Source organism: Rickettsia sp. MAE-05 (assembly GCF_057319745.1).
On the sequence record NZ_JBLTIO010000002.1, the window covers coordinates 348,870 to 370,300 of the forward strand.

The following is a 21,431-nucleotide window of genomic DNA, read 5'->3' on the forward strand; positions in this document are numbered from 1 at the left end:
CTATATAATTTATGGTAAATTATGGCAGCTAAAAGATTACTAGTTTCTTTAGACGAAAAAACTTTCGATGAAATCACAAATTTGGCAAAAATTAATAAATCTTCTTCTTCTAAAGTAGCAAAAAAGCTTATTATATCTAGCCTTGAGCTTGAAGAAGATGCTTTATTTTCAAAACTTGCAGAAAAAAGACTAGCAGAAGCTAAATACTGGGTAAAGCATGAAGATGCTTGGAAGTAAATAAGGTGTATAATATTATTTACTTAGATAAGGTTACCTCTAGAGATATTCCAAAACTTTCTCCTCCTATTAAAGCTATGATACAATCTGTTATTGAAGAAAAACTACTTGCTAATCCGATAAAGTTTGGTAAACCTTTAAGATATAATTTAAAAAACTCTCGTTCTTTAAGGATAGGTGACTATAGAGTAATTTATCAAATTGAAAACATTACTATTCGAATATTAAAAATAGGACACCGCAGAGATTGTTACGATTATGAAAGAAGCTAAAATAGAAAATATTGACTTTGGTAATGCGTTATCGGAGCGTTATCTTGCTTATGCGTTGTCAACGATTATGTCACGTTCGCTTCCTGACGTACGCGATGGACTTAAGCCTGTACATCGTAGGTTGTTATACGCAATGCTACAGCTAAGACTTGAGCCGAATTCTGGTTATAAAAAATGTGCAAGGGTGGTCGGTGACGTAATAGGTAAATACCACCCGCACGGTGATGTGGCAGTGTATGATACCTTGGTACGTCTTGCTCAGCATTTTTCGCTTCGTTATCCTTTAATTGACGGACAGGGTAATTTCGGCTCTATCGATGGCGATAATGCAGCAGCTATGCGTTATACCGAATCACGCATGACGGAAATATGTACTTTATTAATGGTAGATATTGATAAAGATACGGTAGATTTTCGCCCTACTTACGACGATTCAGATTTAGAACCGATAATAATGCCCGCAAGTTTTCCGAACTTACTAGCTAACGGTTCGGAAGGTATAGCAGTCGGTATGGCAACCAATATACCGCCGCATAATTTACATGAGTTATGTGATGCTCTAATGTATTTAATCGACCACTCGAAAGCTGAAATTAACGATATAATGAATTTCATTAAAGGTCCTGATTTTCCAACCGGCGGCATAATTATTGATAAAGCCGAATTTATAAATGCTGCATATACTAGCGGGCGTGGTAGTTTTAGAGTGAGAAGCAGATGGGAGAAAGAGGAGCTAAGTTACGGTACATATCAGATAGTCGTAACCGAGATACCTTATCAAGTTCAAAAATCAAAACTTATAGAACAAATAGCGATATTACTAAAGGATAAAAAAATCCCGCTTGTCGGCAATATTAGGGATGAATCAACCGACGTTATAAGATTGGTTATAGAGCCGAGAGATCGGGGATGTGATCCACAAATAGTTATGGAATCTCTATTCAAGCTAACGAATTTAGAAAGCCGTATTCAGCTAAATATGAATGTGATCGGTAGTAATAACGTGCCGAGAGTAATGAATATTTTAGAAGTTTTACAAGAGTTTTTAGCTCATAGACAAAATATTGTTACTCGCAGGTCAACTTATCTTTTAAACAAAATCAAGCATCGTTTAGAAATTCTAGAAGGTCTTAGAATAGCTTATCTAAATCTTGATGAGATAATTAAAATTATTCGTGAAGAGGATGAGCCGAAAGCTATAATGATGGAGCGGTTTAAACTAACCGAAATACAGGTAGAAGCGATATTAAATACTCGTCTTCGCTCGTTACGCAAACTTGAAGAGCAGGAAATTATTAATGAGCATAGTAACTTGCAGAAGCAACAAGCTATATTAGAAGAGATTTTAAATAATCCTAAAGAACTATGGAAAATAGTTAAAAAAGAAATCAAAGCAGTACAAACGAAATTTGGATTAAATACAGTAATAGGAGCTAGACGTACAAGCTTTGAAGAAGTAACGCTTACGAATCAGGTAGTTGATATAACAGCGTTTATTACTAAAGAGCCGATTACTATTATCTGCTCAAAAATGGGATGGGTGCGTTCGTTAAAAGGTCATAACACTGATTTATCGAATATTAAATATAAAGAAGGTGATGCAGAGAAGTTTATTATAGAGGCTTACACGACCGATAAGATACTAATAGTAAGTTCGGAGGGTAGGTTTTTTACTTTGCTTGCCGATAATATTTCTAAAGGTAAAGGAACAGGAGAATCTATAAAGCTGCTTGTGGATATAGGCAATAACGATATTACAAATATTTTAGTCTACAAGCCTGATCAGCTTTTATTACTGGCAAGTAGTGTAGGTAAGGGGTTTTTAGTTAATTCAAACGAAGTAATGGCTCAAACAAAAACGGGAAAGCAAATTATGAATGTACCGGATGGTCATGCCTGTACAGCTTGTTTACCTGTATTGGGTGACGCTGTTGCTTGTATCGGTGAGAGTCGTAAATTATTGGTATTTAATATAGATGAAATACCGGAAATGAAAAAGGGGCAAGGCGTAACGCTACAAAAATTTAAGAATGCAAAGTTACTTGATATTAAAATATTTAATAAAGAAGATGGCTTAGGTTGGAACAACAATGGAAAAGTAAAACTTGAGAAAAACATCATTGCATTTTTAGGAAAAAGAGGGAGTACCGGTAAATTACCGCCTATGGGCTTCCCTAAAAATAATAGATTTTCATCATAATTATAATAAAGATTGAGTGTATACAAAAAACAGTATATTTTATATGGCTTGATACAAGCGAATTATCTATAAATTCGCTTGTATCGTTCTATTATTAAAAGTTTTTATAAGTTTTTAAATTCATCTTACCTATTTAAATTAATAGATGTTACTATCTCCTACTCCTATAATATCAACCTGATTATCCTGATGGCTTTCCTCTAACTGATAATATGTAAAATCTTCATTATTATTACCGAAAAAATTATAAGCCCCGGTTAAGAGCTTATTACTATCTTTAAAAAATTGGATTATAGTAGAACAATCCTCTCTAATTGTATCTATTAAAGGTTTTCCGATAGCGGTAGCAGCCGCCATAAGTGCTGGAACCTTTATTGCATCAAATTTGCTTATAACGTGGTTGGGGCTTGAAATTTTTTTTAAGGTAAAACCTATACTCATTAAATGAGGGATTGCAGTAATATATTTATCTATAATATTACTTGTTTCCATCATGTTTTTAAATACGTTTAATATAGGAGAGAAAAAATTTTCATTGTCCTCTGATGCGGGTTTTTCGATGTTCTGAGTTACATCTATCTTTATCTTGAGAGAATTATCCTGTTTCATATTAAAAAACTTCAATGCTGCCTCAAAATCCCCGTCTTTTGTATAGACTTTCTGAATATTTAAAGCATGTAATATTGTAAATATTTTTTTTAAGTTAGGACTAGAAACAAAATTATAGGTATCTTTAAATAATAATTTAGAAGCGGTTGCATATCTTGTAACTGCTTTTAATCCATTTACAAAGGAATATCCTGAGCTTGTAAATTGAGCATGATTCATATTGTTACTCCTGTTTTAAAATAATAAAAATCATATATCACATGATTACCATATATTATGGTTGCATCGCAATATATGGTAATTAAAGAAAGTCAATATCTAAAAATAAAAAAAGTAAAATATATAATTTTATTTAATCAAAAGGTAATATAGTACGAATTTTTTAGGATTCGCCGATACTTATGTAATTTATGCTGTGTAGACCAACTTTAAATTCATCTTGGCTGCAGCATTTTTAAGTAAATGATAACACATAATTTGACAAGAATTAGAGAGCTGTAAGCTAATAGAATGGGTTTAAAGATTAGCAGAAGAGAAGACAACATTACTGCAACGACGGAACTATAATTTGTTGATAGTTTGATTAATAATTAAGGCGTAAGATTTATAGTACCAGAAAGTTTTTACTCTATGTCATTCCCGCGTGGCATTGTTGTGTGGATCAATTTCACCTCTGTCATCCCGTGGCTTGACCACGGGTTCTAGTTAAAATATTAAAATTATTAGTATTTTTTATTGTTTTTATGGACCCCGTGGTCAAGCCACGAGGTGACACAGTGGGTTTTACCGGTCTACGTAGGAATGACATTGAGTGAGTTTTAAGAGTCATGCAACAACGCCCAAAAGCTGGAACCCAGTAAAACCTAAAAAATCTTTAAAATCAAGATTTTTTAGCTTGGATCCCTGCTTTCGCAGGGATGACATAGAGGGCTTTTTAAAAATTGTCCAGTACTATACATAAGATTGCTCTAAGCGTAGTGATGGAACTTAATTTGTAAATAATTAAAACTTAAGTTTTGTACCTATAAGACCAACAGTACCTCGTGTTGTTTTACTAGGTGCTTCAGGGTAATATACAGGTTTACCTTTAGCTTGGAAATGAGAAATTTCAGCATATGGTAATAAACCAGGCATGATCTTATACTCAGTAGCTAAGCTTACAGCATCGACGGTGTTTTTATATCTTGAAGTTTTAAGATATTCAAGACTTGTTTTTATAGGTCCTTGTCCATAAGCAACTGCTCCATTGTAATAATAGGTATCACGACCGACTTTATAATATTCCTTAGCGGTTAAGCTTTTACCTAAATTACCGTAAGAAGCTCCGCAAGAGAAATTACCATAAGTAAATACGGCTCCAAGATTATATGCTTTTAAATTAGAAAGCTTATAAGTATTAAGCACTTGGATTGTAGTTCCGTCTATTTTAGCATGAACAAGACGACGAGCAGGTTTACCATACTCTCCGGTAACGGATAATTTTAAGTCTGCATCTTCGCTAATTTCATGTTCATAAGTTAAGCCGGCAGAAAAAGCATCTCTAATATTCTGATTTATAGTCATAGTTTCGCCGTTTCCTAAGGAAACCGTCTTTATTCCGGTTCTAGAAACACTAACTCCGTTTCTTCCTGAGCTTTCAAGCGTTAAATTATTTATATCTTTGTTACCGCCCGTATTAGCAGTATCGGGAGTATAAGAGATACCAGCTTGGAAACCTTTCATTTTAGGAGTAAAAAAGTTCGCCCTTCTAGCTTTTTCAGTTTTTTCATTCATTTGATCAAAAGAGTTAGAGTATGATTCAAGATAAAAGCTAGCACTAGTATCGAAATCCGGTTTTAAACCGTTATATCTCATATATTGACCATCAAGTAGAGCATATCTATACCATCCTCCGGTACCTGCGGTTACTTGAGAGCCGGTAACACGCAATTTAGCACTTGCATCGACAGGAGAGCCTAATTCTACTTTACCGTAACTAGTTTCAATAAAGATATGTGATCCGTTATAACTTGCAGAGGTTTTTGCTCTTGTAGTAGGCTGAAGCACTATTTTAGCACCTGCTATTACATCATTGATAGTTTTAGAAATAGTTGCCGCAAACGCTGCTTCCGTGTAAAACCCTAGCTTTTTCCTGTTATCAGTTACATTTTTATCAAATAAAATTAAATGATCCTGTTTAATATAACCGCTTTCAAATAAATAAAACCCTTCTAATTTTATTTCAGTATCAGAATTAGAAATAACAGGTGTTGGATTTTCTTCGGCAAGACCAGCCGATGCAAGGCAAATAATACTTGCAGCTAATAATAATTTTTTCACTTTAATAAAGTCCCTATAAACTTAAATAATAAAATTTACTATACAAAATAAATTTAGTATTAATAAATATAAATCAACTACGCTAGAATATAATAATACTTTTCAGAATTGACAATAAAAAACTATTTTAATTTGTAATAATTTAATTTAAAGTATACAATGTTGTATTATTATCACTATCATTATTCACGCAGCCTCAGACTTATAGTTTTAAAGAAAAATTTTGTATTGTAAATAATTATGAGTTATAATCATTAGTTTATTAATTAAATTAAGTTTTGATTATGGCTATAATGTCAGATAAGTGGATAAAAGAAGCTGTTATAAATCAAAGTATGATAAGGCCCTTTGCGGAAAAGCAGGTAAGAGTTCATAATAAAGAAAAGATTATTTCTTACGGCTTATCTTCTTACGGCTATGATGCTAGAGTATCTAATGAATTTAAAATATTCACCAATATAAATTCTACTACGGTTGATCCAAAAAATTTCAGTGAATATAATTTAGTTGATAGAGAAGTAGATGTGTGTATTATTCCACCTAATAGTTTTGCCCTTGGCAGAACTATAGAATATTTTAAAATACCGCGTGATGTATTAGTTATTTGTGTCGGCAAATCCACTTATGCAAGATGCGGTATAATAGTAAATGTGACTCCGTTAGAACCGGAGTGGGAAGGACATGTAACTTTAGAGTTTTCTAATACTACTCCATTACCTGCTAAAATATATGCAAATGAAGGAGCTTGTCAGTTTTTATTTTTAAGAAGTGATCAAGTTTGTGATACTTCATATGCCGATCGACAAGGAAAATATATGAAACAAGTAGGCGTAACTTTACCGTTAACATAACTTTTTTATGCAAGAACCTGTTCACGATCTTAATTTTAAAGCTAATTAAAATCTTTTTAGCCGCAAATTATAAGATTTTTTTGAAATAAGAATACTATTCCTACAAAAATCTTATTAATTTTCGCTTAAAAACCTGTTTAATTATCAATCAAAATAAAATCGTGAATAGGCTCTAAAAAATTATATTAAATTTTTAATAAGGATTTTTATGAGTACAATAAACACCGATACTAATGAGGCAATGCCGCATATTTCCGTTAATGCACAATATATAAAAGATTTATCTCTTGAGAACCCTTCTGCCCCGTCTTCTCTTGCGGCTTTAGAACAACGCCCTCAAATTGATTTATCTCTAGATATAAATATTACTAATTTATCGGAAGAAAATTTCTACGAAGTAGAATTAAATATCGAAGCAACTGCAAGAAATGAAAAATATAAATTATTTCAGATAGAATTAAAATATGCTGGAGTATTTAATTTAATTAATATTGATTCTGAACAACATCCGATTTTATTATCTGTTCATTGTCCGGCAATGATATTTCCATTTGCTAGAAAAATTATAGCTAGCTGTACTCAAGATGCAGGATTCCAGCCTTTAATGATTGATCCTATAGACTTTGGTGCCTTATATCATAAGAAAATGTCAGTGCATCAAAACTAAGAAAATCATTTAATTATTTAATAAATTTCGTTTTAAACGCCATGGTTTTTAAATCACAGATAGAGCTTAATAGTAAAAATTTTATCAATTTGATTAAATATTCTTTACTTATGTTATTAATGAATGTATAAAGCACTAGATAAAAAATTATAATTTAGTTAACAATAATTAACTGTAATTAAATTATAGCACAATATAAAAATTGAATTTTATGGAGAAAAATAATGAGAGTTTTGTTAATTGAAGACGAGCCGGAAATGGCTAACTTAATTGAGCTAACTTTAGCTTCAGAAGGTATAGTTTGCGATAAAGCTTCAGTTGGTGTGGAAGGTTTAAGGCTTGGTAAAGTAGGTGGTTATGATCTAGTGATTTTAGATCTTATGTTACCGGATATTAATGGTTTTGAGATATTATTAAGATTGCGTGCTGCAAAAATAAAAACCCCAATCTTAATTTTATCTAGCTTAACGGATACGGATCAAAAGATTACCGGTTTCTCTTCTGGAGCCGATGATTATTTAACCAAGCCGTTTGTAAGAGAGGAATTAGTTGCTAGAATTAAAGCTATAGTTAGACGTTCTAAAGGTCATGCAGCATCAGTATTTAGGTTTGATAAGGTTAGCGTAAACCTAGATACTAGAACTGTAGAAGTTGACGGCAAAAAAGTACATTTGACGAACAAAGAATATGCTATTTTAGAGCTATTAATACTCCGAAGAGGAACTATTTTAACTAAAGAAATGTTCTTAAATCACTTATATAGTAGTGTTGACGAACCGGAAATGAAAATTATTGACGTATTTATTTGTAAACTTCGTAAGAAGTTAAGTGATGCTGCCGGCGGTAGAGATTATATCGACACAGTATGGGGACGCGGCTATATGCTAAAAGAATATGATGAATTACAACAAAAAGAAATTTTAGCACAAGGAGCATAATTAATGCCTTTATCTACTTCTTTACTTGGTAAAAAAAGTACTTATAAAGATAGTTATGATGCAACTTTATTATTTAAAATTCCACGTATAAATAATCGAAACGAACTTGGAATAAATAGTAATAATCTTCCGTTTTACGGTGTAGATATTTGGAATACATATGAACTATCTTGTCTTAATAAGAACGGTAAGCCATGGGTTGGAGTAGGCACTTTTTATATACCGACGGATTCTGAAAATATAGTAGAATCAAAATCATTTAAACTATATCTAAATTCTTTTAATAACTTTGTTGTTGAATCAGTAGAAGAACTAGAAAGAATTATCTTGCAGGATCTAAGTAATGTTACACACGCTAAAGTAACGGGATGTATATTTCCTATAAATACAAAAATAGAATTTGGTGTTCCAAGCGGTAAAAATATCGATGATTTAGATATAGTATGCAATAATTACGGTCCGCCCGATAATAGTTTAATTGAGCATGAAGATGTTTTGGTAGAAGAAGAGATTAATTCTAATTTACTAAAATCAAATTGCTTAGTAACCGGTCAACCGGATTGGGGTACAATCGTTATAAAATATAAAGGAAAAAAGTTAAAACATGATTCTTTCCTGAAATATCTAATATCTTTTAGAAATTGTAATGAGTTTGCAGAGCAGTGTGCCGAGCGTATTTTTACAGATATTAAAAACACTATAAATCCTGATTTTCTTTCTATTTATATAGTGTATACTAGGCGTGGAGGAATTGATATTTGTCCCTATCGTTCTACCAATAAAAGTTATACTTTACCTAGCGATAAACGATTTATTAGGCAATAATCACTTTTCTAATCCATAAAAAATCCGTTTGCGAGAAAGGCGTTGTTGCGTGGATTGATTTTCCGTCATTGCGAGAAGAATTACGTAGTAATTCGACGAAGCAATCCAGTTAAAAATTCTGTAAATCAGAATTTTTTTATTATTTTTTCTGGATTGCCACGTCGCTTCGCTTCGGTGTTGTTGCGTGGATCGAAAAATCTACTCGATGTCATTCTCAGCTAAAAGCAGGAATCTACTATAAAGCGAGATAAATCGAGCTTTTAGTTTTAAAAACTTGTTATATTTATACTTTTTTGTGGATTCCTGCTTTCGCAGGAATGACATAAAACGATCCATGCAACAACGCTCTTCGCTCCTCGCAATGACAATTAAGATATCTACGCAAGCAACGCCTGCTTGCAATGACGATTTGCTATCCACGCAATAGTCGGGATAACAATCAAAGAATAATTCACGTAAGCAAGCTTTTCGCAGGATAGAAGTTAGTATAATTTTATGATTCTTTTATAGGATTTTGTGTAGGCTTTAGGCTTTCTACTATTTTATTCAGGTCTATTTGACTACAGATTCCCAGTAATACGGGATCACGAGGACGAATAGAATTCATATTCCAATGGCTACGAGTTCTAATAGCATCTATAGTAGTCTTAGTAGTGCCTATTAATTTAATTATTTGATGGTCTTGGATGTTCGGATAATTAGACAATAACCAATATATAGCATCCGGTTTATCTTGACGCCTTGCTATAGGAGTGTATTTAGCACGCTGTTTTTTCTGATTTTTCATCAACTCATCAGCAGGGCTATATGAAATTTGTAAATTAGCATTAGGATCTTTACTGCAACGCTCAATTTCCTCTAAAGTTAACTGACCGTTTGCAATTGGATTTAAACCTTTTATAGATTGTGCGACGTCTCCGTCAGCCATACCTTTTATTTCAAATTCATGAATACCGCAAAAATCGGCAATTTGTTTAAAAGTTAAAGAAGTATTTTCAATTAACCACATAGCCGTGGCTTTTGGCAGAAGCGGTAATGTTTTTTGCGAATTCATGATAATTGTTTTTTGGCTTAATTTAAGAAGTTATAACAAATAGAGTTATTTAAGTCAATCTTCATTTAGAAACTTAACTATCTCCTCAACTACTTTCTTAGCATCGCCGAATAACATAAAAGTATTATCGTGATAAAATAGCTCATTTTCTATACCTGCATATCCTGAAGCCATAGAACGTTTAATAAACAAAATAGTACGTGCTTTTTCGACATCTAGTACCGGCATACCATAAATTGGACTGTCTGGATCATTTTTGGCAGCAGGATTAGTTACGTCATTTGCCCCAATCACAAGCACTACATCAGTGGTAGCGAAATCTCTATTAATCTCTTCAAGTTCAAGCACTTTCTCATAATCTATATTAGCTTCTGCAAGTAAAACATTCATATGTCCAGGCATTCTACCTGCTACCGGATGTACGGCAAAACGTACATTAATGTCTGAACGTTCTAATATATCAACCATCTCTTTTATGATATGCTGAGACTGGGCTACTGCCATACCGTAACCGGGAACAATTATCACCGATGATGAATTAAGTAGTAAATGTGCCGCATCTTCAGGGCAGCTTGTTTTTGCTATTTTATCGTCGTCTATATCCTTGTTAATCCCGGTAGGTGCAGACAAAAACGCTCCAAAAATAACCTTGATTAATGAACGATTCATAGCCCTGCACATTATATAGCTAAGTATAGCTCCGCTACTACCGACTAATGCACCGGTAATAATGAGTAGGCTATTGCTAAGCGTAAAGCCGATACCGGCTGCTGCAAAACCTGAATAAGAATTTAGCATTGATACTATAACAGGCATATCTGCACCGCCTACCGGTATTATTAGTAATATTCCGATTAACAGTGATAAAAAAACTATTAGATTAAATAAAAATATATTTTCTGAACGAATAAAAGATATTACTAGAATAGCCAATATTATTGCCGTTAATAAGCATATATATTGCTGACCGTAGAATTTTAACGGGCTACTTTTCATTAAGCCTTGTAGTTTTAGAAAAGCTATAACCGAACCGCTAAAAGTTAACGCTCCTATAGAAACTCCAAGCGATATTTCGATTAATGAATTAATCGGTAAACTTCCGGCTATTCCTATAGAAAAATTTTCAGGAGCAAGTATCGTAGCGTAAGCTACAAATACCGCAGCAAGACCAACAAAAGAGTGAAATCCGGCAACTAATTGAGGCATTGCCGTCATGGAGATTTTAAGTGCAATAATCCCTCCGATTATACCGCCTAATAATATGGTTGCTATAATGGGTAATTTATGAGTAAAATCCGGAAGGAAAAAAGTAACGCCGACTGCTATCACCATCCCCAAAATACCTATGGTACTGCCTAAACGTGCTTGTTTCTGTGAGGATAAAAACTTTAGCGACAGAATAAAACAAACAGCCGCAACTAAGTATAATAACTGGATAATTTGTAGGGACATAGGTGGATTTATTTAATAATTTGGAAACGTCATTGCGAGGAGAGGCGAAGCCTCGACGTGGCAATCTCAGGAATTTTGTACTGTTTCATGAGATTGCCACGCTCCTTTTAGTCGCTCGCAATGACGAGAGATTTTTAAAAATTAAACCCTATACCTATAGAAACTATTAAAGGATTAAGTTTAACTTTAGAGGTTACGGTTTTAGTACCTACTAAATTCGGTTTATACTCAAGTTTAGGATTTAAGAAAAATTGTCTTACGTCGATATTGATTAAAGTATCATCTTTAGCATAAAAATCTACACCTATTTGTCCGACTAGACCGTGTCCGTTTCTAATTTTAAGACCGGTAGCTTGAGTAAGCATGTAAGAACCGTGATAACCTACACCGACATACGGTCTTATCCCGCCGTAAGGAGCTATATGAAATTGTCCGGTAACCGTTGCAGGGATCATATAAATAGGCTTGTTTTTTCCTAGTTTGACATTATCAACGCCATAATTATGAGCAACGGCTGCAAGGGATGTATATTTAGTGCGTAAAACATTAAAGCCAAGTGATAATTCAGTAGCTAAATAATTGTTAAAGAATATAGTAGTGGATGCATCACCTCCATAACCGTTTTTTGCAACTTCTCCTACTGGAACAGGTTGAGGAGAGGTCGGAGTAGGTAATCCCTTTTGCTTAGCACTTGAAAAAACACCTCCTAGACGCATCTTGAAAACTAAACTTCCTTCGTTTTCGTAATACGGTGTACTATCATAGTCAGGAGCAGAATCTACATCATCATACATGCTTTTAGCAAAACTATTAATACTTATGCTGGATACAAACAAAATTATCCCTAATTTTTTCACTATTCTTAACATATTAATTATAACCTTTACTTGCTTAAAATTGATTACCGTATTATTATATAAAATTTTTGTTTATATATTTATACCATTTTCATAAAAGATAGAATTCTTTTATGCTAAAAGTCAAGACATTTAAGTAAAATTATAGAAATTATTGGAGCATATTAATGAATGATGCATTAAAAACATATTTAACCGGTATATGTTGGTTTTTACTTAGTTTAGTAAGTAGTAGTGCCAATGATGTAATGTCTAAATATCTTGGGACTCGTTTACATAGCTTTGAAGTAGCTTTTTTCCGTTTCTTTTTCAGTAGCATAGTTTTACTACCTTTTGTTTTTTATTACGGTAAAAATACCTTAAAAACAAGTCGTCCTTTTGTACATATATTAAGAGGATTATTATTATTTTTCGGTATGACTTCCTGGACTTACGGTCTTACCATAGCTCCCGTTACTACCGCAACCGTTGTAAGTTTTTCTATCCCTTTATTTACTTTAATACTTGCCGTATTTTTTCTTAACGAAAATATTATTTGGCAAAGATGGGTAGTTACCGTAGTAGGATGTATAGGGCTTGTTGTTACGCTTAAACCTCATGCCGAGGATTTTAACCCCGAAATTTTGTATTTTGTATTAGCGGCTATTTCATTTGCTATGCTTGACATTATTAATAAAAAATTCGTAATAAAAGAATCGATGATCAGTATGCTATTTTATTCGGCAATAGTAACTGCTGTAGTATCATTGCCTGTTGCATCGCAATATTGGCTAACCCCTAGCGGTTTTGAATTAGCTTTATTATTTGTACTAGGTAGTAGCGGTAGCTTAATATTATTCTTCCTACTTAAAGCTTTTTCCATGGTAGATGCAACCGCTACCGCTCCTTATAGATATTTAGAGCTGGTGATTTCAGCAATAGCGGCATATTTCATATTTAGTGAGTTTCCCGATAAAAGCACACTTCATGGAGCAGTAATAATAATTCCTGCCACCTTATTTATAATATACTCCGAAAAAAAAGCTATGAGTAGAAAACATGAATCGCAGTAAGCTAGTATTTTCAAGCGCTATCGCTAACACTTTTGAATGGTATGATTATGTATTATTCGGTTATTTTGCACCCATAATAGGAGCAAAATTTTTCCCGAATGATGATGCTAATACTTCTTTATTGCAAGCTTTTTTAGTATTTGCTATAGGTTATTTGGCGAGACCGTTGGGTGGCATATTTTTTGGTGTTATTGGTGATAGATTTGGACGCAAAGTAGCCTTAACTAGTGCGTTATTTTGCATGTCTGCCCCAACCGTATTAATAGGAATATTACCAACTTACCATACTATAGGTATAACTGCGACTATATTAATGATTTGTGTACGAATTCTACAAGGATTATCAATGGGAGGAGCTTTGACCGGTTCTATTTCCTTTGTTATTGAGCATACTAGCCCTAAACATCGAGGCTTTACCGGTAGTATTTCAACGTCTAGTATATGCTCCGGTTTATTGCTTGGTTCTTTTGTTTCTTATATCGTTAAGAATATCCTAACAGCTTCACAATTTGATAGTTTTGGCTGGAGAATACCTTTTTTACTTGGATTTTTTATTCTTTTTGCAGCATTGTATATTAAAAAAAATACACATGAAACACCGAATTTTAAAAATCTAAGAGAGCAGAAAAAGATTTTACAATCACCGTTAAAAAAAGTCATTACCAATCATTGGTTTGATATATTAATCTCGATTTTTATCAATGCTCCCGGTTCGATAATATTCTATTTAACTACAATTTACTTAGTATCGTTTTTAAAAATCAGCCGTAACTTTATTGAAAATGAAGTAAATAGCCTCGCTAGCGTATGTTACGTGATTATGATAGCTGTAACTTTATTAAGCGGTTATTTATCCGATATTATAGGTCGCAGGAAAATTTTTGTAATTAACCTGATAATAATTATTATAACAACGCCGTTTTTACTTAATAATTTTGAGAACGGTGACTTTACAAGCGTAATTATCTCACAATTTATACTAGCTATACTTGCCGCTAGTTATATCGGTCCTGAACCGGCATTACAAGCAGAGTTTTATCCTACAAATATACGTAACACCGCTCTGTCTATTTCATATAACACTGCTACAAGTATTTTCGGAGGTACTACGCCTCTTGTCTTTGAATATTTAGTACAAAAAACAGGGCATGTAACCTCGGCAGTTTATTACGTCATATTAAGCTGTATTTTTGCATTGTTCGCCTTATATTTTTACAAAAATAGAAGCTTAGATAAAATATGAAAAAAATTACAAAACCTGCAAACCTAATTGAATTTAATGATAAAATTGTAGTCTTGACACCTAAGAGTTCTTACTATGGCAATGCTTACGAACACAAAATAACTAAAAAAGGATTAGTTTTTGCTTGTATCTCACAGGATAGCATAAATCACTCCAAAACTGTTGAAAAAATAACTAATAACGAGGCAATTTCAAGGATGGATATAGACTTATTCGGTACGTGTCATAGAGTTACTACGACTGTAACAACCGACCGATTACGGCAAGAAGAAAGCGGCTCCTTAGAAATGAGACCTGCTTCTGCAAAAGAGATAGCCCAATTACAAAAGTTAGTACAAGATAATAAAATGATATTAGCATGCCAAACCAAAGAAAAAACACTAAAGATTTTAAGTGATTATTTACATAAAGAATTTGGGATGTATGCTAATGAAGCTACAGTAGCATCTTCTGATGAGGTACATATAAGTGGATAGAATGAAAAGCTAGAATAAGAGCTTTTTAGTAATATAGTAAATGAATTTTCAAAATTCTTCTTGATTTAATAGCAAATATGTGGCAAAAAGAGTTTAAAATAAAATTCTAAGCTACTATAGCTCAGGGGTAGAGCACTTCATTGGTAATGAAGAGGCCGGGGGTTCAATTCCCCCTAGTAGCACCACTGAAAATATATATTATGATAGACATCCTTCTTTTTGTACATATTACTATTGCTATATTGTTAATTATAGTTATTCTGATGCAGCGTAGCGGATCGGATGGAATTAGTAGTATAAGCGGCGGTAATAATATGGGAGTAGTCAGTGCTAAAACAGTCGGTAATTTTCTTACTAAAAGCACTATAATACTTACAACATTATTTTTAATAAACGCAATAGTACTTGCTAACCTTTCCTCAAAAAAGAAATCAGATTTAGTTTCTAAAATTAATGAAATTGAAGAAAATCAAGCAGAAAATAGTTTACCTATAGCTAAATAGTTACAGCTTTATCTTAGTAATATCTCTCATACTTGTCATTGTCTATCTTTGTTGGCATTGTTGCGTAGACCGGTAAAACCTACTGTGTCACCTAGTTCGCTTGCTAACTAGGTCCATAAAAACAATAAAAAATACTAATAATTTTAGTATTTTTAACTGGATTTCGTGGTCAAGCCTATAGTATTGGGTCGTGCCTCCGTATTGCAGTTTAGAGTAAATAGTCTATAATCCTCAAACAGTAATAAGAGAGAATTATAGTTAAGGATTATGGCAAAAATAGATGTTAAGTGTAGATATTGTAACAACACAGAAGAAGTAATAAAGTCAGGATATGCAATTTCAAAACAACAGAGATATCAATGCAAGCGGTGTAATCGATATTTTCAATTGGAGTATATTAATAATGCATCTAAGCCTGGAGTTAAGGAGCAAATAGTAGAAATGTCAATCAACGGCTCTGGAGTTAGAGATACAGTAAGAGTATTAAAAGTGGGTATCAATACAGTTATCCGTGTTTTAAAAAATCTAGTATTAAAAACAATAAATCATTCTATCAGTACAACAAAAGTAATTATTGCTCCTGAGATAGATGAACAATGGTCTTATGTACAGAATAAATCCAGACAACGATGGCTTTGGTATGCCTTGGATAAGATTTCGTTAAAAGTAGTTGCTTATACGTTTGGTACAAGATGTGATAGCACATTAGAATCATTACTGAAAAAACTAGAGAATTTCAAGGTGACTTTTTACTATACAGATGGATGGGGGAGTTATGCTAGGTTATTAGACCCTAAAAAGCATATTATCAGTAAAAAATACACTCAACGGATAGAACGAAGTAACTTGAACCTTAGAACGAGATGCAAGAGGCTTGCACGTAAGACAATCTGCTTTTCCAAGTCATTGGATATTCATGATAAGGTTATTGGTACTCTTATTGAACGTATAGCTTTTTAATAGGCGTAACTGCAATATGGAGGCATGACCCGTAAAATTACTAAAGGTAAATATTTATGGATAAGAAATAATTTTAGTACGGCAATTTCTTTATTTATTGATACTTTTATTGTAATTGGGATTATGAGCTTATTTAATATTTTTCCTTTTGACCAATTAGGTCAGCTTGTACTTAATAGCTATTCATTTAAACTATTTTTTACCGTATTTAGTACGCTGATATTCTATTTGGCAGTTTGGTTAATAAGCTTGTTTATTAAGAAAGGATAAGCTCTTAGGAGAAACTTATCCTTATTTATTTTACAAATTGACTTTTAGTTTAATAAGCCCTTGATGGCTTTGATATTTTCTATGGGTATAATAATTATATTCAAGTAGAACATTTATATTTTTCCTACTCATAAGTATATTACTGCCGATATTATATCCAAGCTTAGGTTGTTTTGGTATAATAATTGTTTCGTGTAATGTTTGCCCTTTAAAAGTCGCTTTTGCATTAACTTTTGTATTTTTATTATTGAAGTGACGCTCAATATTACCGTACAAGCTTGGTGTTAATACTATATTATTTACGGTTGTTATAGGCTTGAACACTATTTTACCGCCAATACTACTTTCAAATGATTGATTTGATTTCTTTTGAATCATTAAGTTTTCTATATCTACATTATATTCTTTGTAGTTGCTAGCTCTTGAATAATCATATTTAAAACCGATATTAGGAATAAAATGTAAATCATATTTTGTACGATATTTATAATTTAATAAGGTTTGAAAACTTAAATTATTGTTTTGGTATTTTCCAATTATATTATTAATACTTTTAGATTTATTCTTAATATCATTATGACCGTAAGATGTTATAGCTTGTAATGAGAAACCTTTAATTAGTTCTTTTAGACCGTAAATGCTTAAAAGATGACCGTTAACAGCTATTTTTCCTAGTTTTTTATTATATTTAATTTGGGATTCTAAACGGCTATAAGCTATTCCGATAACATCATGACTATTGATGAATTCAGCATCGACCCCGATAGTTACACCGGTTGTGCGACCTTGATATTTTGGAATATTCTTCCAAGTTCCTTGTTTGTTAATGCCGTATAAGCCGCTAATCCATACGCCTCTGTTTATACTAGCTTCTTCATCACCGGCACCTATTGCAGCAACCTTTAATCTATCACTTAAAATATTATAGTGAACAGGTTTATGGAGAGTTGAAGTTGCCTTAACTAATATTGCTACTTTCCTACTGGTGTCATCAGATACTTGTTGTCTCTGTGCCGCTTCATCTTGCTCTGCGATTGCTTCAGTTTTGAATGACAAATCGATAGCTTCGTCTTCGCTTTCTAAAGCTATATCTTTTTTGATTCTTCTCCCTCTGTTTCTTCTTGTTTACGTTTTTGTTCAGCTTCTTCGTCTGCTAGACGTTTACGCTCTTGCTCTTGGCGGCTCTGCTCTTCTTGACGCTGACGTTTTGTTTCTTCTTTTTGTGTATCTTCATCTTCTGCCGCTTTGTTTGCTTCATCTTCTGCATTTTTAAACATTGAAGCCATATACGCTAGATATTCTGCTTCCGCCTTTTCTGTTTTACGCGTTGCTTCATCTTTTGCCGCTTTATTTGCTTCATCTTCTGCCGCTTTACGTTTTGCTGCCTCATCTTCTGCCGCTTTGCGGTTTGCTTCGTCCTGCTTACGCTTCAGGTCTTCTTGACGTTTACGCTCTGCTTTTTCTTTTTGTTCAGCTTCATCTTCTGCATTTTTAAACATTGAAACCATATCTTCTAAATATTCTGTTTCTGCCTGTTCTGCTTTACGTGTTGCCTCATCTTCTGCCGCTTTGCGGTTTGCTTCGTCCTGCTTACGCTTCAGGTCTTCTTGACGTTTACGCTCTGCTTTTTCTTTTTGTTCAGCTTCATCTTCTGCATTTTTAAACATTGAAACCATATCTTCTAAATATTCTGTTTCTGCCTGTTCTGCTTTACGTGTTGCCTCATCTTCTGCCGCTTTGCGGTTTGCTTCGTCCTGCTTACGCTTCAGGTCTTCTTGATGCTTTGCTTCTGCTTCTTGTTGTTTACGCTCTGCATCTTTTGCTTCAGCATCCTCTAAGTTTTTCTTAGCTTTTGCTACCTTTTCTTTAGCATCGTTTAACTGTATTTCTCTTGCTTGTATCGGTGTTATTTTTTTATCTGACTCGTTATCGGAATCATCATCGCTATCGCTGTTAGATATGTTACCTCGCCTCTTAGCAAGCTCATAATTGCATTCAGCAGTACTTAAGACTGTTATAGCTTTTTTTAACCAATTTTGAGCCTCTAGTATTTCCTTAGAAATTCGTGGACTAGATTCTGCATTATTGTGTTTATTTTCTTTCTTCTTGTTTAAGTCCTCTAAAGTTGTTTCTATTTTTTCTACTGCCTTTTTAGCATTTGTAACCATTTCATTTACGTAGTTTTGAACCAGTTGTTTTTTTTGTTTTGTAACTACGCTTTCTTTTAATCTTTCAGTTAATATTTGAAGTTCTTCTTGTTTTGCTTTAAATTGCGATGAGTTTGCACGTGATGTAAATTTCCCGGATATTTTTCCGTTGTTTAGTGTATTAATCTCCTCATTTAGTTTATTTATTTTTGATTGATCTTCCGGTGATAAGTAATGCTGCCAATTCTCATCCATATCATTTTGATATTCTTTAGGTATTATTGCGAATGCTTGGGCTGCATTATCTATTAGTTCTTGTCCTTTTTCTTCTGCTAAGGTTAGTTTATCTTCAGCTCCTTTTAAATATCCTTGGCATGCTGTTGCATTTTTTATTGTATTGTCTTTTAGGAGACTGCTCATTTCACTAAATTTTCTTGTTGCAGCGTTAACTGCTTGCTCTAATTCCTGTTTTGCTTTTGTTATTCTGTCAACATTGTTATTAGTCTCATCCTGTGTATTTTGATTATCCTCTTGCCATCCTTTATTATTTTCATCCTGTGTATTTTCTTTATTATTCTCATCCTGTGTGTTTTGATTATTATTTTGGTTATCTAGATTATTCATATTTTTTAATCTATTCCACACATTCTCACTTCCTGTTGTTGATGCTGTTTCTTTTTCTCGCTTACTCTCTTCTATCTTTTTATCTATTGTTTCTTGGGTTGTAGATTGTCTTTGTGCAAGTGCCTTCTTTAGTCCCTCTACTAAAGGATCACCTTCTGTGTTTTCTTTTAATTTTTTATTTTCTTCTTGTTTTCGCTCTCTGTCTATTTTTGTTATAAGAGCTTTTCGTATCCTTGGGTTATTAGTCAATACATCTACGATCAATCTTTGTTGTTCTGGAGTAGTGTTTTCTAAACCTTTTTCTAAAGTTTTATTTACAGTTTTATTACTTTCATTACCATCAATATATACTATAGCTTTAGTTAAATTCTTTATTAAATCTGTTTCTTTATATTTTTGTAATATTCTAGTTAAATCTTGTTCAGTTATCGTACCATCATCTTGGAGAAAAATTTTCTTTAAAATTTCATTATTTAAGCTATCTATTAGCTCTCTTACTTCTTTTTTTGAAAAGGGAACGTTTTTTAAGTTCGTGTTGATTTTATTTTCATCAAGTATAAAACCTACTAATTGATTGCTTGAAATTTTATTTAACTGCTTAGATAATTCTTTCAGTTTATCTTTTAATGTTGCCTTACTGTGTTCACCTAGAATTTCAGAATTTTTATTTATAAATTTTAATTGTCCTAATATATCGCCCTGTTGACTTAAAATTTTAGGTAGTTCTTTAGGTAATTTTTTTGATATATCTGTTGATGCCGTCTTACCATACGCACCTAGAATTTCAGAATTTTCCTTTATAAATTTTAATTGTTCTAATATATCGCCCTGTTGACTTAAAATTTTAGGTAATTCTTCAGGTAGTTTTTTTGATATATCTGTTGATGCTGTCTTACCGTATGCACCTAGAATTTCAGAATTTTCCTTTATAAATTTTAATTGTTCTAATATATCCCCTTGTTTACTTAAAATTTCTTGTTTCCTTTGTGCATCTAGTTGCTCTAATGATAAAAGACGCAATATTGCTTCTTCTTGATCTTCATCGAAGAGCTTGCTATCTAAAAAATCTCCTGTTTGTTGGTTTGCGTTTTTTGTATTTACAAACTGAGCTATATAAGGATCTTTTATAAGCTCTTTATACTTTTCTTTTGCCTCACCTAAAATTTCATCATTTTTTTTACTAAAAAGAGTAAGAATTTTGTCTGCATCAGCGGCAAAATCTTTAAGTGTTAATTCGTCGCGTATAAGAGATATTATTTTCGTTGAAAATGATGACATTAAAACTACTTGAGCAGCATCCGGATTAATTAATTTAGCGTATTTTTTACCAAATTTTCCAGTAGGGGTAGGTACTTCTAGCGATTGAGTAGGTGGTGTTTTTATTGATGAGGAAGGTTTTTTACTGCTACTAGTGCTTTTTGATGATTCTGGTTGAGTAGTTTGTCCTCCACTACCAATATTGTTTGATGACGTTGCTTGAGATGTCCATCCCGGTGGAGGCGGTGGAGGTGGTGGTGGTGGACCGCCGGCTGCTTCTGAACCGGTGGTAAATAAATTTATTGATATACTAATAACGAAAGAGTAGGTTAACAATACTGATTTTAATTTGCCTGTTATACTCATTACTTAACCTCAATGATTATTTTTAAATATATAAACGAGGCGAATTATATAACATTTATTAATATTTATCAAGAAAAACATTATTTTTTATTAACCTATTAGTTAAATTAAAAATAATTGTTGCATAAATTAGCAGATAAGTTAGGGAAACTGAAAAAACTATACTCGGTGAATTTGGAAAATCGGCTACAATGTTTTTGTAACTCCTCGGATGCCGACTGCTGCCGTTCCTTGGCTTATAGACTCCTTGCT

At 32.9% G+C, this 21,431-nt stretch carries 19 protein-coding genes, 1 tRNA gene and 1 pseudogene; 14 read left to right on the top strand and 7 right to left on the bottom strand.

The window, feature by feature from the left end; translation table 11 throughout:
* Positions 1-21 precede the first annotated feature (21 nt).
* Genes ACNFN7_RS05380 through parC form a run of 3 tightly spaced genes read left to right on the top strand, consistent with a single transcriptional unit; the run spans position 22 to position 2,709 of the window.
* The gene (locus ACNFN7_RS05380; protein ID WP_485441142.1) at positions 22-237 is read left to right on the top strand and encodes a hypothetical protein; all 216 of its coding nucleotides are present in this window, start codon (positions 22-24) and stop codon (positions 235-237) included.
* Positions 228-509 (top strand): type II toxin-antitoxin system RelE family toxin, encoded by a 282-nt coding sequence (locus tag ACNFN7_RS05385; RefSeq protein ID WP_485441143.1) that lies wholly within the window; start codon positions 228-230, stop codon positions 507-509. Before ACNFN7_RS05380 ends, ACNFN7_RS05385 begins: the two co-directional genes overlap by 10 nt.
* Positions 496-2,709 (top strand): DNA topoisomerase IV subunit A, encoded by a 2,214-nt coding sequence (gene parC / locus ACNFN7_RS05390; RefSeq protein ID WP_485441144.1) that lies wholly within the window; start codon positions 496-498, stop codon positions 2,707-2,709. Before ACNFN7_RS05385 ends, parC begins: the two co-directional genes overlap by 14 nt.
* Positions 2,710-2,847: 138 nt before the next feature.
* Here parC and ACNFN7_RS05395 read toward each other — a convergent pair whose 3' ends face one another.
* Positions 2,848-3,537: a hypothetical protein gene (locus tag ACNFN7_RS05395; RefSeq protein WP_485441145.1), complete on the bottom strand. Its 690-nt coding sequence runs from the start codon at positions 3,535-3,537 to the stop codon at positions 2,848-2,850.
* 783 nt (positions 3,538-4,320) lie between these two features.
* The gene (locus tag ACNFN7_RS05400; protein WP_485441146.1) at positions 4,321-5,637 is read right to left on the bottom strand and encodes a porin; all 1,317 of its coding nucleotides are present in this window, start codon (positions 5,635-5,637) and stop codon (positions 4,321-4,323) included.
* Positions 5,638-5,921: 284 nt separating this feature from the next.
* Here ACNFN7_RS05400 and dcd point away from each other — a divergent pair, with 284 nt between their 5' ends.
* The 4 genes from dcd to queF all read left to right on the top strand — a co-directional run bounded on the left by dcd (position 5,922) and on the right by queF (position 8,918).
* On the top strand, positions 5,922-6,488 hold the full coding sequence (gene dcd, locus ACNFN7_RS05405) for a dCTP deaminase (protein WP_485441147.1): 567 nt from the start codon (positions 5,922-5,924) through the stop codon (positions 6,486-6,488).
* A 208-nt stretch (positions 6,489-6,696) separates the two neighbouring features.
* A complete protein-coding gene (gene secB / locus ACNFN7_RS05410) occupies positions 6,697-7,155 on the top strand; it encodes a protein-export chaperone SecB (protein WP_485441148.1) in 459 nt (152 codons plus the stop codon).
* 224 nt (positions 7,156-7,379) lie between these two features.
* Entirely contained in the window at positions 7,380-8,093 is a 714-nt protein-coding gene (ctrA, locus tag ACNFN7_RS05415; protein ID WP_485441149.1) for a response regulator transcription factor CtrA, read from the top strand.
* A 3-nt stretch (positions 8,094-8,096) separates the two neighbouring features.
* A complete protein-coding gene (gene queF / locus ACNFN7_RS05420) occupies positions 8,097-8,918 on the top strand; it encodes an NADPH-dependent 7-cyano-7-deazaguanine reductase QueF (RefSeq protein WP_485441150.1) in 822 nt (273 codons plus the stop codon).
* Between the two features lie 493 nt (positions 8,919-9,411).
* Here the strand turns inward: queF and ACNFN7_RS05425 are convergent, their stop codons facing one another.
* The 3 genes from ACNFN7_RS05425 to ACNFN7_RS05435 all read right to left on the bottom strand — a co-directional run bounded on the left by ACNFN7_RS05425 (position 9,412) and on the right by ACNFN7_RS05435 (position 12,293).
* Complete coding sequence (locus ACNFN7_RS05425; RefSeq protein ID WP_485441151.1) at positions 9,412-9,972, bottom strand: cell cycle transcriptional regulator TrcR; 561 nt, start codon at positions 9,970-9,972, stop codon at positions 9,412-9,414.
* Between the two features lie 54 nt (positions 9,973-10,026).
* The gene (locus ACNFN7_RS05430) at positions 10,027-11,424 is read right to left on the bottom strand and encodes an NAD(P)(+) transhydrogenase (Re/Si-specific) subunit beta (protein WP_485441152.1); all 1,398 of its coding nucleotides are present in this window, start codon (positions 11,422-11,424) and stop codon (positions 10,027-10,029) included.
* 134 nt (positions 11,425-11,558) lie between these two features.
* The gene (locus ACNFN7_RS05435; RefSeq protein WP_485441153.1) at positions 11,559-12,293 is read right to left on the bottom strand and encodes an OmpW family outer membrane protein; all 735 of its coding nucleotides are present in this window, start codon (positions 12,291-12,293) and stop codon (positions 11,559-11,561) included.
* 155 nt (positions 12,294-12,448) lie between these two features.
* Between ACNFN7_RS05435 and ACNFN7_RS05440 the strand changes: the two genes are divergently transcribed.
* The 7 genes and pseudogenes from ACNFN7_RS05440 to ACNFN7_RS05470 form a co-directional block, all read left to right on the top strand.
* Positions 12,449-13,333, top strand: a complete 885-nt coding sequence (locus ACNFN7_RS05440; protein ID WP_485441154.1) for a DMT family transporter — start codon at positions 12,449-12,451, stop codon at positions 13,331-13,333.
* Complete coding sequence (locus ACNFN7_RS05445; RefSeq protein ID WP_485441155.1) at positions 13,320-14,576, top strand: MFS transporter; 1,257 nt, start codon at positions 13,320-13,322, stop codon at positions 14,574-14,576. The genes ACNFN7_RS05440 and ACNFN7_RS05445 overlap by 14 nt, the downstream gene beginning before the upstream one ends.
* A 287-nt stretch (positions 14,577-14,863) precedes the next feature.
* Positions 14,864-15,052: a hypothetical protein gene (locus tag ACNFN7_RS05450; RefSeq protein WP_485441247.1), complete on the top strand. Its 189-nt coding sequence runs from the start codon at positions 14,864-14,866 to the stop codon at positions 15,050-15,052.
* 110 nt (positions 15,053-15,162) lie between these two features.
* Positions 15,163-15,237, top strand: a tRNA-Thr gene (locus ACNFN7_RS05455).
* Positions 15,238-15,252: 15 nt separating this feature from the next.
* A complete protein-coding gene (secG, locus tag ACNFN7_RS05460) occupies positions 15,253-15,555 on the top strand; it encodes a preprotein translocase subunit SecG (RefSeq protein ID WP_004996773.1) in 303 nt (100 codons plus the stop codon).
* A 267-nt stretch (positions 15,556-15,822) separates the two neighbouring features.
* Entirely contained in the window at positions 15,823-16,515 is a 693-nt protein-coding gene (locus tag ACNFN7_RS05465; RefSeq protein WP_485441156.1) for an IS1 family transposase, read from the top strand.
* 30 nt (positions 16,516-16,545) lie between these two features.
* Positions 16,546-16,785, top strand: a pseudogene (locus ACNFN7_RS05470) (queuosine precursor transporter); the annotation flags it as partial.
* 30 nt (positions 16,786-16,815) lie between these two features.
* Here the strand turns inward: ACNFN7_RS05470 and ACNFN7_RS05475 are convergent.
* Positions 16,816-17,841: an autotransporter outer membrane beta-barrel domain-containing protein gene (locus ACNFN7_RS05475; RefSeq protein WP_485441259.1), complete on the bottom strand. Its 1,026-nt coding sequence runs from the start codon at positions 17,839-17,841 to the stop codon at positions 16,816-16,818.
* A 29-nt stretch (positions 17,842-17,870) separates the two neighbouring features.
* Positions 17,871-21,179 carry a hypothetical protein gene (locus ACNFN7_RS05480; RefSeq protein WP_485441248.1) on the bottom strand — a complete coding sequence of 1,103 codons (3,309 nt, stop codon included), beginning with the start codon at positions 21,177-21,179 and terminating at the stop codon, positions 17,871-17,873.
* Positions 21,180-21,431 lie beyond the last annotated feature (252 nt).

What these genes read in the sequence shown, in the direction of transcription:
- ACNFN7_RS05380 (WP_485441142.1), top strand. Translation starts at nt 22, where the DNA reads ATGGCAGCTAAAAGATTACTAGTTTCTTTAGACGAAAAAACTTTCGAT.
- parC (WP_485441144.1), top strand. Translation starts at nt 496, where the DNA reads ATGAAAGAAGCTAAAATAGAAAATATTGACTTTGGTAATGCGTTATCG.
- ACNFN7_RS05395 (WP_485441145.1), bottom strand. Translation starts at nt 3,537, where the DNA reads ATGAATCATGCTCAATTTACAAGCTCAGGATATTCCTTTGTAAATGGA.
- dcd (WP_485441147.1), top strand. Translation starts at nt 5,922, where the DNA reads ATGGCTATAATGTCAGATAAGTGGATAAAAGAAGCTGTTATAAATCAA.
- secB (WP_485441148.1), top strand. Translation starts at nt 6,697, where the DNA reads ATGAGTACAATAAACACCGATACTAATGAGGCAATGCCGCATATTTCC.
- ctrA (WP_485441149.1), top strand. Translation starts at nt 7,380, where the DNA reads ATGAGAGTTTTGTTAATTGAAGACGAGCCGGAAATGGCTAACTTAATT.
- queF (WP_485441150.1), top strand. Translation starts at nt 8,097, where the DNA reads ATGCCTTTATCTACTTCTTTACTTGGTAAAAAAAGTACTTATAAAGAT.
- ACNFN7_RS05425 (WP_485441151.1), bottom strand. Translation starts at nt 9,972, where the DNA reads ATGAATTCGCAAAAAACATTACCGCTTCTGCCAAAAGCCACGGCTATG.
- ACNFN7_RS05430 (WP_485441152.1), bottom strand. Translation starts at nt 11,424, where the DNA reads ATGTCCCTACAAATTATCCAGTTATTATACTTAGTTGCGGCTGTTTGT.
- ACNFN7_RS05435 (WP_485441153.1), bottom strand. Translation starts at nt 12,293, where the DNA reads ATGTTAAGAATAGTGAAAAAATTAGGGATAATTTTGTTTGTATCCAGC.
- ACNFN7_RS05440 (WP_485441154.1), top strand. Translation starts at nt 12,449, where the DNA reads ATGAATGATGCATTAAAAACATATTTAACCGGTATATGTTGGTTTTTA.
- ACNFN7_RS05445 (WP_485441155.1), top strand. Translation starts at nt 13,320, where the DNA reads ATGAATCGCAGTAAGCTAGTATTTTCAAGCGCTATCGCTAACACTTTT.
- ACNFN7_RS05450 (WP_485441247.1), top strand. Translation starts at nt 14,864, where the DNA reads ATGAGACCTGCTTCTGCAAAAGAGATAGCCCAATTACAAAAGTTAGTA.
- secG (WP_004996773.1), top strand. Translation starts at nt 15,253, where the DNA reads ATGATAGACATCCTTCTTTTTGTACATATTACTATTGCTATATTGTTA.
- ACNFN7_RS05465 (WP_485441156.1), top strand. Translation starts at nt 15,823, where the DNA reads ATGGCAAAAATAGATGTTAAGTGTAGATATTGTAACAACACAGAAGAA.
- ACNFN7_RS05480 (WP_485441248.1), bottom strand. Translation starts at nt 21,179, where the DNA reads ATGAGTATAACAGGCAAATTAAAATCAGTATTGTTAACCTACTCTTTC.